Origin of the sequence: Winogradskyella sp. SYSU M77433 (assembly GCF_029911945.1) — a bacterium.
Lineage (GTDB): Bacteria > Bacteroidota > Bacteroidia > Flavobacteriales > Flavobacteriaceae > Winogradskyella.
In genome coordinates, this window is the sequence record NZ_JARYTG010000006.1 from 322,390 (window position 1) to 333,695 (window position 11,306).

Here is an 11,306-nt window from a genome sequence, read left to right on the forward strand (position 1 = left end):
GTCTTCATCATGAAAAAACATCTCAATTCCAGTTCAGTTGTATTATTAATTAGTATGTTATTTGCGTTCAACGCTTGGGGACAAATAAGCAACCCTTCTTATCCGTTGCAAAGCGATTTAAATACAAAGCTAGCACAAACAAAAGTTCCGTTAATCAAATTAGAAGATATTGATTTAAAAAAAGTAACTGCAGAAGATGTTATTGAAGATGAAAAAAACGAAAAAGCCACTAGATTCGGAATTATTATCCAAACAAATATAGGCTTTGAAAAAGGTGTTTGGGAGACACTAGCAAATGGTGATAGATTATGGAGAGTTCATATAAACCCTCAAAACGCCAAAGCAACTAACCTATATTTTGATGATTTTTTTATGCCTAATGGCGCAACATTACATGTCTATAACCCTGATAAAACAGAAGTTTTAGGAGGTTTTGGTACGCATAACAATTCAGAAAAAAACATTTTTGCAACAGCGCTTATTTATGGCGAAGATATTATAGTTGAATATTTTGAGCCAGCAGCCGTTAAAAACCAAGGAAGACTTCATATTTCTGGTGTTAATCATGCTTACAGAATGGTTAATAATCCTAAAGATACTTCAGATTATGGCAGTTCTGGTGATTGTGAAGTTAACGTAAATTGCTCACCAGAAGGCGATGGTAAAACAGAACAAAGAGATGCGTCTGTAAGAATTTTAGTTGTAGAAGATGGTTCTACGGGATGGTGTTCTGGTACAGTAATGAATAATGCAAATTTTGACTGTACCCCATATTTACTTACAGCACTTCATTGTTTATCAGGTAGTATATCCCAGTGGGTTTTTTATTTTAACTACCAAAGTACTGATTGTAGCAATGGTATCGAAACAGAAATTCCGACCCAAACGGTAACAGGTGCTACATTATTGGCAAATTATAATGGTGCAGATTGGGCGTTATTAGAGCTTAATAGCAATATTCCAGATTCTTATAATGTGTTTTATTCTGGTTGGGATATGTCAGAAAACGATTTTACTGGCGGATTTGGTATTCATCACCCAGCAGGAGATATTAAAAAAGTATCCATTTTTAATAGTACGGTATCTGTTATTTCTACACCAGAAGTACAATCTTGCAGAGAAGTATTTTGGGATGCTACTACAAATGGTCATGGTGTTACAGAAGGTGGCTCTTCAGGCTCTGGTTTATTTAATAATAATGGACATCTTATAGGGACGTTATATGGAGGATACTCTTCTTGTTCAAATACATCAGGCTCTGATTATTATGGTAATATTGCGCATCAAGGAGGTAGCAGTGATAGTAGATTAAACGATTGGCTAAACACTAGTAATTATAATATTACTTCTTTAGATGGAGCGTATTCGCCATGTAGTCAAAACAACTCAGAGTTATCAAATATAGCTATACCTGGTAATTATTTTTGTGGCAGTTCTGTAATCCCTGAAGTTAGTATACTAAATAAAAGTAGCATACCATTAACAAGCTTAACTATCAATTATCAAGTTAATTCAGAAGCTATTCAAACCTATAACTGGTCAGGAAATCTTAATCAGAATCAATCAGAAATGGTCACCTTACCAGAAGTTTTAGTAGCAGCAGATAGCCCTTTAACCTTGCAAGTGTCTACAGAAATGCCAAACGGTAGTATAGATGTATATGCAGAAAATGACATTTTAACAATTACTAGTCAACCTAGAACCGTTGTAAGTCTTCCTTATTCCGAAGATTTTCAAGCTGGAAATTTACCAGATAATATGGTTGTTTACGTAGAACCTTCCTATGGTACTAACTGGATTTATGATGCCAATGTCAACGCGTTTCAAGATGCTAGTTCTGGATCAAGTATTATGATGGATAATTATAATAATGATACTAGATATTATGAAAATTTCATAGAAACAGTCGTTGATCTGTCTGCTCAAACAGCTTCTAATCTTTCTTTTGATGTAGCCTATGCTAGATTTGATGACACTTTTTATGACGGTTTAGAGGTAAGAGTCTCTACAGATTGTGGAGTTACATACACCACGCTTTTTTCTGAAAGCGGCTCTACCTTAGCAACTGCACCAGACGCATCGGATTTCTTTGTGCCAAGTGCTTCACAATGGGCTACTAAAACGGTAGATTTGTCGGCTTATGATGGTTCAGATAATCTTATTGTAACTTTTGTAAATATTGGTGGTTATGGACAAGCACTTTATTTAGATAATATACTTGTAGAATCTTCAGAAACATTATCTGTTATAGACCAAACTATAAACAATGAGCTGCTAGTGTATCCTAATCCAACATCCAACAAATTAACGATTAAAACTAGCTATGATATTGATAAAGTAGAACTTTATAATATACTAGGTAAGAAAGTAATGGAAAGCACTAATCTTGAATTAACCCTAAACTCTTTATCTGATGGTGTGTATATATTGCAAATATATTCAGGTGAAACTAAATTGATAAAACGTATTGTGAAGCAATAATAGGTTTGGGGTATAGCTTTATTTTAAAGGAAAGTTATTTTCTGCCAAAATCTGCTGGTATTTCGCCCCAAGCTTTGGTTTCCCATTTTACAATTGTAGTAGTGTAAGTATTTTCTTTTAACCATTTTACAGCGCGATCTACCAAATCAAAAACAGGTTTGTTTTTAGCGTTTCGTTCTAATTTACTGTTGCAGTTTTTCTTTTTAACCCAACTTATGGCTGTTTTAGAGTCTGTATAAATGATTCTGTCGCTATTATGTTGTTTTAAAAATGCTAATCCATGAACAATAGCTAAAAATTCACCAATATTATTTGTGCCCTCTTCAAAAGGTCCTTGTATAAAGAGTTGCTTTTGGGTTTTGGTATCTACGCCACGATATTCCATTTTACCAGGATTACCAGAAGATGCAGCATCAACCGAAATAGAATTATAGTTAGGTTTACCTATTTTTTTAAGTTGTGCCTCAGAAAGTTCGCTTTTAAACGTTTTAGATTTTCCTATATAATCCTTTGGACCTTCTTTGTAAGCTTTTTTTGCAGCATCAAAAGAGGCGAATGATTTATACTGAGCACCTTTATAATCCTTGATTTGAGCTTTGCAGTCGTCCCAAGTTTCAAAAACACCAGTGTTGTGACCTTTCCAAACCGTATAATATTTTTTCTTTTTTTTACTCATTTACAGTTCTGTAATAATGAAATCATAGATTATAATTTACTAATTATAATTTCTAGTTTCTTAATGTCTTCAATATTTACAAGGCGTAAAGTTTGAATAAATAAATTGTCGTTGTGTATTTCAATTTCAAGACCTTGATGACTGATTATTTTTTCTGCTAGGTTCTTAACAAGTACTTTGTTGAAAGACTTTTTAATAGTAGCACATTCGTAATTATCAAAAATAATATCATTATCTTTTCTTATCCTATCGAAAAACCTCTCTACTGCAGTTTTTTCTTTGAAAAGATAATGTCCATTTATATTTGAAATTTTTAGCCAAATAAGTATATAAGACTCACTGTAATTAGAGGTGTTTAATTTTCCGACAGGCAAAATAAGTATACCCTTGTCAAACTTAAAAGGATGAGAATATGACCAATCATCATATCCACTGAGAATTTTCGTTGAATCAAGTGTTTCGATATCATCTTCAGTCAATTCACATTCTCTGAAGGATTTACTGCTTTTTAAATAGTTTATTGCATGTTGAGCCACTCTAGATTGTTCTTCAGGAATTTTTTCTAATTCATCTAAAGGCATAACTCTAAACTCATCATCTGGATAGTCTTCAATAGACCAATTTCCACTTTCAGCTTCTTCTAAAGTGAGTTTTTTTCCTGTTTCAGGGTCTATAATAAATTCATCTTTTAAACTCTCTTTAAGCTTTTTATCATATTCTTTTTCAGATTCAGTTCTGTGCGTTATCCAAGCATATGAAATATAGGTGATTAAAACAAATATTAATATGAGGATGAAATTTTCAATCACTTAATTATTCAATAAATCTTTAACAACCTTTGGAAAATGCTCCATTTCTAATAAATGAATTTTTTTAGCAACATCATCTGCGGTATCCTGTGGTAAAACTTCGCATTTTGCCTGAAAAATAGTGGCACCTTCATCGTAGTTTTCATTTACATAATGAATTGTAATGCCGCTTTCAGTTTCTTTGTTTTCAACTATGGCATTATGCACATGCATACCATACATACCTTTTCCTCCATATTTTGGTAAAAGTGCAGGGTGTATGTTGATTATTTTGTTAGGGAATGCATTAAGAATATTTTCTGGCATTTTCCATAAAAAACCAGCGAGTAATATTAAATCAGGTTTCGATGCTTTTAAGATATTTAAAACATCTTCCGTTTCTAAGAAAGCAACTCTGTTAAATGATAAGGTGCTAATTTTAAATTTCTTGCATCTATCAATAACTTTGGCATGAGGGTTGTTCGTTAGCAACTGAACAACAGAAGCTTGATTGTTATTTTGAAAAAAATCAATTAAATTTTCAGCATTACTTCCACCTCCGGACGCAAAAATTACTATACGTTTCATAGATACTTCCAATCTTCTTTTAGTTCAAGACAAAAGAAAGAATAATAATTAACAATTAGGTGCAAAATGAAAATACTTATGCCTAATTTGTGTAATTAAATACACATTTTATCGGTAAAGGTGATTTTTAAAATAAAGTTTTTTATTTTTGCCATCTAATTAAAACTTAAAATTAAAAGATTATGTCAGACATTGCATCAAGAGTAAAAGCGATTATCGTAGACAAATTAGGTGTTGATGAAAACGAAGTTGTTACTGAAGCAAGCTTCACTAACGACTTAGGAGCAGATTCATTAGATACTGTAGAATTAATAATGGAGTTTGAAAAAGAATTCGATATTCAAATCCCAGACGATCAAGCTGAAAACATTGCAACAGTTGGTCAAGCTATCTCTTACATAGAAGAAGCAAAATAATAAGTTTTTATGGAATTAAAGCGAGTCGTAGTTACTGGTCTTGGTGCACTAACACCAATTGGCAATACCAAAGATGAATATTGGAATGGTCTTGTTAATGGAAAAAGTGGTGCTGCACCTATTACATATTTTGATGCTGAAAAGTTCAAAACGCAATTCGCTTGTGAAATAAAAAACTTCGAAGTTACTGACTTTATTGATAGAAAGTTAGCAAAGCGAATGGATAAGTTTTCGCAGTATGCTATGGTGGCTTCTGATGAAGCTATAGTAGACTCAAAACTAGACCTAGAAACTTTAAACAAATATAGAGTAGGAGTAATTTGGGGCGCTGGTATAGGTGGCTTAGAGACATTTCAAGACGAAGTGTTAAACTATGCTGCTGGTGACGGTACACCTCGTTTTAACCCTTTCTTTATCCCAAAAATGATTGCTGATATAGCTCCAGGTAATATTTCCATAAAATATGGATTTATGGGACCTAACTATACTACTGTTTCAGCTTGTGCATCTTCTGCAAACTCTATGATCGATGCCTTAAACACTATTCGTTTAGGACATTGTGATGTAGTAATTACAGGTGGAAGTGAAGCAGCTGTTACTATTGCTGGTATGGGCGGTTTTAATGCTATGCATGCTATGAGTACTAGAAATGATAGTCCTGAAACAGCCTCAAGACCATTTGATGCTAATCGCGATGGTTTTGTGTTAGGAGAAGGAGCAGGTGCTATTGTATTAGAAGAGTACGAACATGCTAAAGCAAGAGGAGCTAAAATATATGCCGAAGTTGTTGGTGGAGGTTTATCTTCTGACGCTTACCATATGACAGCGCCACATCCTGATGGTATAGGTGTTGTAGCAGTAATGAAAAATTGTTTAGAGAACGCTGGTTTAAATCCTGAAGACGTAGACCATATTAATACACACGGAACATCAACTCCACTGGGTGATGTTGCCGAACTTAAAGCTATATCTGAAGTATTTGGAAGCCACGCTAAAAATATTAATATCAATTCTACTAAATCCATGACAGGTCACTTGTTGGGAGCTGCTGGTGCAATTGAGGCTATCGCTTCTATTCTAGCGCTCGAAAATGGTATTATACCACCAACAATTAACCACGAAACTGTGGATGAAAACATAGATTCAGAATTGAATTTAACACTTAATAAAGCTCAGAAACGAGATATTAAAGTCGCAATGAGTAATACATTTGGATTTGGCGGACATAACGCTTGTGTATTATTCAAAAAATTAGATTAAATCCCGAATGAGTTTCATTCGTAACATATTAAATAATTCCCGTTCTGATGAAGACGGGAATTTTTTTTTAAAACTCAAAGCTATTTTAGAGTTTAAGCCTAAGTCTAAAGAGCTTTATATTAAGGCTTTTACACATCGTTCTATGAATCTTAAGGACGAAAAAGGTCATCCTATAAATTATGAACGACTAGAATTTGTTGGCGATGCCATGCTTAGTTCTGTAATTGCCGCCTATTTATTTGAGCAAGTGCCACAAGGAGATGAAGGCTACCTTACTAAAATGCGATCTAAAGTAGTAAGTAGAGAACATCTAAATGAACTTGGGAAAGAGCTAGGTTTAATAGATTTGGTAAAAAGTCGTATTCCAAAATCTAATTTTGGAAACAATATTCATGGTAACCTTTTTGAAGCATTGGTTGGTGCTATTTATTTAGATAGAGGTTATAAGCTGTGCGAAAAATTCATTTACAAGCGTGTTATAAATCCTCATGTAGATATTGAAACTCTTGAAGGCAAAGTTATAAGCTACAAAAGCTTACTGATAGAATGGTGCCAAAAGGAAAAAAACACTTTTGATTATGATGTTTATGAAGATACAGGCAAGGATGAACTAAAACACTTTTCTGTAAAACTAAGCATTAATGATAAAGTTGTAGCTAAAGCGAGGGCAACTTCAAAAAAGAAAGCTGAAGAAAAAGCATCAAAACGTGCCTTTTTTGCTTTTCAAAAACAAATTACCAAATTAATCTAATCGAAAAATTAATTTTTTCTTCGATAAAAGATTTACGATAACGTTTTCGTATTTTTTATAGGTTAAGATTAACCAATTCTTAATAAAACTAAGTTTTTATTATAGTATATTTACCCACTAAAGTTATAATGGTATGGCTTTACACAAACTTCTGGTTGATGATTTCTATGACGATGAGTACAAACTCATTGCTATCCATTGCAGATTAGAAGATTACCGTTTGGCCTATCTGCTTAACAAAAATCTAGACTTAAACCTGAAACGAAAAGACGAAGACTTGGATTTTGAATACTTAAAATCTTCGTATAGTTTTTTTGAGTGGAATAATGAAGCACAGTATATCACTTGGAATTTAATTTCCAATATATGCAAAAAGGAGGAAGATAGTTTGTACAGTACAGGGACACTCTTTGCGAGCAATGAAAAAACCCTAAAAACGTATTATTTAATCTCTGAATATAAAAAGGTAGATTATTTTATTAAAATATCTAATGAAATTCAGAATGTAAATGAACATTTAGTTTTAAAGAAGTTACAAGCTATACCCGAAATAATAACAAGTTATACGGTAGATCCGTTAAAATTAAAATCAAGAGACCATTTAATTTTTTGAATTGATGTCAGCAATAAACAAGAAAACAAAAATAGTAGCCACCTTAGGCCCAGCAACAAGTAAGAAAGAAGTATTAAAAGCAATGCTTGATGAAGGAGCCAATGTGTTCAGAATCAATTTTTCGCATGCAGATTATGATGCTGTTTCAGAGCGCATAAAAATGATAAGAGAGCTTAATGAAGAATATGGCTACAACGCTTCTATTTTAGGAGATTTACAAGGCCCTAAACTCCGTGTTGGAGTTATGAAAGGTGAGGTTATTGTTGACGAAGGTGATGAAATTATTTTTGCTACGGGAGAACGTTTTGAAGGTACACGTGAGCGTGTTTACATGACTTATGATAATTTCCCACAAGATGCTAAACCAGGTGAACGTATTTTGTTAGACGATGGAAAATTGATTTTTGAAGTTGTTTCTACAGATGGAAAATCTGAAGTAAAAGCAAAAGTGATTCAAGGTGGTCCATTAAAATCTAAGAAAGGTGTAAACTTACCTAACACTAATATTTCTCAACCAGCATTAACTGAAAAGGATATTGAAGATGCTATTTATGCTATTGGACAAAAAGTAGATTGGATTGCATTATCCTTTGTACGTCATGCCGAAGATTTAATGCAGTTGGAAAAACTGATTAATGAGCATAGTGATCATAAAATTCCTATCATAGCTAAAATTGAAAAGCCAGAAGCGGTAGAAAACATTGACAAAATTGTGGCTTATTGTGATGGTCTTATGGTAGCTCGTGGTGATTTGGGTGTAGAAATTCCTGCTGAAGAAGTGCCGTTAATCCAAAAGCAATTGGTACTTAGAGCTAAACGTGCAAGAATACCAGTGATTATTGCTACACAGATGATGGAAACTATGATCACAAGCCTTACACCAACACGTGCTGAGGTTAATGACGTTGCCAACTCTGTTATGGATGGAGCTGATGCAGTAATGCTATCTGGTGAAACTTCTGTTGGTCAATATCCTGTACAAGTTATAAGACAAATGTCTAATATCATTCGTAGTGTTGAAGATTCTCACTTAATCGAAGTACCACAATCTCCACCACACATTCGTACTAAGCGTTATATAACTAAGTCTATATGTTTTCATGCGGCTAACATGGCTAATGAAATTAACGCTAAAGCTATTTCCACATTAACCAATAGTGGTTACACAGCGTTTCAGATTTCGGCTTGGAGACCAAGTGCTCACATTCTTGTATTTACATCTAATAAAAGAATTCTAACTCAACTGAGTTTACTTTGGGGTGTAACGGCATTTTACTATGATAAGTTTGTAAGTACAGATGAAACTATAGAAGATGTTAATGCCATAGCATGTAAAAAAGGCTACCTTGAAGTAGGAGATATGCTTATCAGTTTAGCAGCTATGCCTATACAAGATAAAGGTATGGTAAACACACTTCGTGTCACAGAAATTGAGAGTTGTAGTTTTTAAAACTCAAACTTTAATTGTACACTGACCGTTTTTTTGTCTTTGTCTGCTATTTTTTGTGCTAAAGCTTTTTTATCGGTATTTAAATTTGATAAAGAAATACCTAATAGTCTAACAGAGTTGTTTAATTTTTCTTGATATAGCAAATCTTTTGCTGTGTCAAGAATTATGGCTTTTTCGCTTACAAAATAGGGTAGCGTTTTGCTTCTGGTTTGTAATGTAAAATCACTGTATTTTATCTTTAGCGTTACTGTTTTTCCAGAAACTTTACTTTTAGCCAAACGCTTAGCAACTTCGTCTGCAATATGATCTAGTTTCTCTAGCATAAATATTTCAGAAGAAAGATTTTCGCTAAAGGTACGCTCAGCGGCCAAAGATTTTCTAATACGGTTTGGTTTTACTTCGCTGGTATGAATGCCTCGTACCACGTAGTAGTAATATTTTCCGGATTTACCAAAATGAGTTTCTAAATATTCTAATGATTTAGATTTTAGATCTTTTCCGGTGAAAATTCCTTTTTGATACATCTTTTCAGCGGTAACCTTACCAACTCCATAGAATTTTCTTATGTCTAAATCTTCTAAAAACTGGAGTACATCTTCAGGATTAACCGTTTTTTGGCCGTTAGGTTTGTTATAATCGCTCGCCACTTTAGCAATAAACTTGTTAATAGAGATGCCTGCGGAAGCCGTTAAGCCTACTTCGTCAAAAATTCGTTGTCGTATCTTTTTTGCAATCAAAGTAGCGCTAGGAAGTCCAATTTTGTTTTCGGTAACATCGAGATATGCTTCGTCCAAGGAAAGCGGTTCTACCAAATCGGTATAGTCAAAAAAAATCTTTCGTATTCGATTAGAAATTTCTTTGTAGCGTTCAAAATCTGTACGAACAAAAATTAAATCAGGACATAATTTTATGGCCAATCGACCAGACATAGCACTTTTTACACCAAACTTTCTAGCTTCATAACTTGCGGCACTTATTACACCTCTGTCACCACCTCCACCTACAGCAATAGCTTTACCTTTTAATTCAGGATTATCCATCTGAGCTACGGAGGCGTAAAATGCGTCCATATCCACATGAATTATCTTTCTTATTGGTAAATCGCTAAGCATGCTGTAAATTTAGACATTATATACCTTAAAATGGCTGTAGAAATAGAACGTAAATTTTTAGTAAATTCATTAGCTTTTAAGCAAGAAGCCTTTAACAGTTATGTCATAAAACAAGGATTTTTAAATAGTCATAAAGAACGAACTGTGCGCGTAAGACTAATTGAAGATAAAGGGTTTTTAACTGTAAAAGGAAAATCTTCAAATGATGGTTTGTCGCGTTTTGAATGGGAAAAAGAAATTTCTATATCAGAAGCCGAATCGCTTTTAATGCTTTGTGAAGAAGGTGTTATTGACAAAACACGATATGAAGTTAGAGTAGACAAGCATACTTTTGAAGTCGATGAATTTCATGGAGAAAATGAAGGCTTAATTTTAGCCGAAGTAGAATTACATTCCGAAAATGAAGAATTTACAAACCCAAAATGGTTAGCTCGAGAAGTAACGGGTGATGTAAGATATTATAATTCACAATTAAGTAAAACACCTTATAATCTATGGAAAAACTAAAACACATCGTCGTATTCGTTATTGTGGTTTTGAGTTTCTCATCTTGTAAAGATGAACCTCAAACAAAGGAAGAAGTGATATTGCCAAAGGTTGAAACTGAAACTATTGAAGAGCAACCTGAAGTTCAAAAAGTAGAAGAAAAAAAGGAATCTGTTTCGGTTTTAAAGAAAAGACTAAAAAGTGAAGGTTACGAAATTTTTGACTATGTAGATGAAAAAACACAAGATACCATTTTGATGCAACAGTATTTTATAGCTTTTCTAAAAAGAGGACCAATTAGAACTCAAAATGAAGAAGAGGCAGCATTACTTCAAGAAGAACATTTAGCTCATTTAGGAAACATGTATGAATTAGGTTATGCAGACATTTCCGGACCTTTTGGTGATGATGGAGATATAAGAGGTATAACTATTTATAATGTGCCAACATTGAAAATGGCAGATAGTTTAGCGAGTTCCGATCCAATGGTACAAGCAGGAAGATTAGTTATAGAAGTCCATCCGTGGTGGGCAGCCAAAGGATTTCCTTTGCGCTAAAAACAAAAACGCTCTGAAGAAAATCAGAGCGTTTTTTTATTATGATTTAATAACAAACGTTACTCGTTTTCCTGAGTATTTACGATAATAAATTCAGAACGTCTGTTATCAGCATGCTGTTCTTTAGT

Annotated in this window: 12 protein-coding genes; 8 read left to right on the top strand and 4 right to left on the bottom strand. The window is 33.5% G+C overall.

Annotated features, from left to right (window positions below):
• Positions 1-9 precede the first annotated feature (9 nt).
• Positions 10-2,481, top strand: coding sequence for a T9SS type A sorting domain-containing protein (locus QGM60_RS13935; RefSeq protein ID WP_281140856.1), 2,472 nt, complete (start codon positions 10-12; stop codon positions 2,479-2,481).
• 34 nt (positions 2,482-2,515) lie between these two features.
• On the opposite strand, the gene QGM60_RS13940 is transcribed toward QGM60_RS13935, so the two are convergent.
• From QGM60_RS13940 to purN, 3 genes are read right to left on the bottom strand one after another with little or no spacing between them, the layout of a single operon-like run.
• A complete protein-coding gene (locus tag QGM60_RS13940) occupies positions 2,516-3,157 on the bottom strand; it encodes a viroplasmin family protein (RefSeq protein WP_281140857.1) in 642 nt (213 codons plus the stop codon).
• A gap of 29 nt (positions 3,158-3,186) precedes the next feature.
• A complete protein-coding gene (locus QGM60_RS13945; protein WP_281140858.1) occupies positions 3,187-3,966 on the bottom strand; it encodes a hypothetical protein in 780 nt (259 codons plus the stop codon).
• Positions 3,967-4,533: a phosphoribosylglycinamide formyltransferase gene (gene purN / locus QGM60_RS13950; protein WP_281140859.1), complete on the bottom strand. Its 567-nt coding sequence runs from the start codon at positions 4,531-4,533 to the stop codon at positions 3,967-3,969. It lies immediately after the preceding gene.
• 182 nt (positions 4,534-4,715) lie between these two features.
• Here purN and QGM60_RS13955 point away from each other — a divergent pair, with 182 nt between their 5' ends.
• From QGM60_RS13955 to pyk, 5 genes are all read left to right on the top strand, one after another.
• Positions 4,716-4,949, top strand: a complete 234-nt coding sequence (locus QGM60_RS13955) for an acyl carrier protein (protein WP_008269813.1) — start codon at positions 4,716-4,718, stop codon at positions 4,947-4,949.
• Positions 4,950-4,958: 9 nt separating this feature from the next.
• On the top strand, positions 4,959-6,209 hold the full coding sequence (gene fabF / locus QGM60_RS13960; RefSeq protein WP_281140860.1) for a beta-ketoacyl-ACP synthase II: 1,251 nt from the start codon (positions 4,959-4,961) through the stop codon (positions 6,207-6,209).
• Between the two features lie 7 nt (positions 6,210-6,216).
• Positions 6,217-6,960 carry a ribonuclease III gene (rnc, locus tag QGM60_RS13965; protein WP_281140861.1) on the top strand — a complete coding sequence of 248 codons (744 nt, stop codon included), beginning with the start codon at positions 6,217-6,219 and terminating at the stop codon, positions 6,958-6,960.
• A gap of 133 nt (positions 6,961-7,093) precedes the next feature.
• Positions 7,094-7,573: an IPExxxVDY family protein gene (locus tag QGM60_RS13970; RefSeq protein WP_281140862.1), complete on the top strand. Its 480-nt coding sequence runs from the start codon at positions 7,094-7,096 to the stop codon at positions 7,571-7,573.
• A gap of 4 nt (positions 7,574-7,577) precedes the next feature.
• Positions 7,578-9,023 (top strand): pyruvate kinase, encoded by a 1,446-nt coding sequence (gene pyk / locus QGM60_RS13975; RefSeq protein WP_281140863.1) that lies wholly within the window; start codon positions 7,578-7,580, stop codon positions 9,021-9,023.
• Here pyk and dinB read toward each other — a convergent pair.
• Positions 9,020-10,135, bottom strand: a complete 1,116-nt coding sequence (gene dinB, locus QGM60_RS13980) for a DNA polymerase IV (protein WP_281140864.1) — start codon at positions 10,133-10,135, stop codon at positions 9,020-9,022. The two genes, pyk and dinB, sit on opposite strands and share 4 nt — an antisense overlap.
• A gap of 30 nt (positions 10,136-10,165) precedes the next feature.
• Here dinB and QGM60_RS13985 point away from each other — a divergent pair, with 30 nt between their 5' ends.
• Positions 10,166-10,642, top strand: a complete 477-nt coding sequence (locus QGM60_RS13985; RefSeq protein WP_281140865.1) for a CYTH domain-containing protein — start codon at positions 10,166-10,168, stop codon at positions 10,640-10,642.
• On the top strand, positions 10,630-11,178 hold the full coding sequence (locus tag QGM60_RS13990; protein ID WP_281140866.1) for a hypothetical protein: 549 nt from the start codon (positions 10,630-10,632) through the stop codon (positions 11,176-11,178). The genes QGM60_RS13985 and QGM60_RS13990 overlap by 13 nt, the downstream gene beginning before the upstream one ends.
• Positions 11,179-11,306 lie beyond the last annotated feature (128 nt).

Bases quoted from the DNA above. Each gene is read 5' to 3' on its own strand.
- QGM60_RS13955 (WP_008269813.1), top strand. From the start codon at position 4,716: ATGTCAGACATTGCATCAAGAGTAAAAGCGATTATCGTAGACAAATTA.
- pyk (WP_281140863.1), top strand. From the start codon at position 7,578: ATGTCAGCAATAAACAAGAAAACAAAAATAGTAGCCACCTTAGGCCCA.
- fabF (WP_281140860.1), top strand. From the start codon at position 4,959: ATGGAATTAAAGCGAGTCGTAGTTACTGGTCTTGGTGCACTAACACCA.
- QGM60_RS13970 (WP_281140862.1), top strand. From the start codon at position 7,094: ATGGCTTTACACAAACTTCTGGTTGATGATTTCTATGACGATGAGTAC.
- QGM60_RS13985 (WP_281140865.1), top strand. From the start codon at position 10,166: ATGGCTGTAGAAATAGAACGTAAATTTTTAGTAAATTCATTAGCTTTT.
- QGM60_RS13935 (WP_281140856.1), top strand. From the start codon at position 10: ATGAAAAAACATCTCAATTCCAGTTCAGTTGTATTATTAATTAGTATG.
- QGM60_RS13990 (WP_281140866.1), top strand. From the start codon at position 10,630: ATGGAAAAACTAAAACACATCGTCGTATTCGTTATTGTGGTTTTGAGT.
- QGM60_RS13940 (WP_281140857.1), bottom strand. From the start codon at position 3,157: ATGAGTAAAAAAAAGAAAAAATATTATACGGTTTGGAAAGGTCACAAC.
- dinB (WP_281140864.1), bottom strand. From the start codon at position 10,135: ATGCTTAGCGATTTACCAATAAGAAAGATAATTCATGTGGATATGGAC.
- rnc (WP_281140861.1), top strand. From the start codon at position 6,217: ATGAGTTTCATTCGTAACATATTAAATAATTCCCGTTCTGATGAAGAC.
- purN (WP_281140859.1), bottom strand. From the start codon at position 4,533: ATGAAACGTATAGTAATTTTTGCGTCCGGAGGTGGAAGTAATGCTGAA.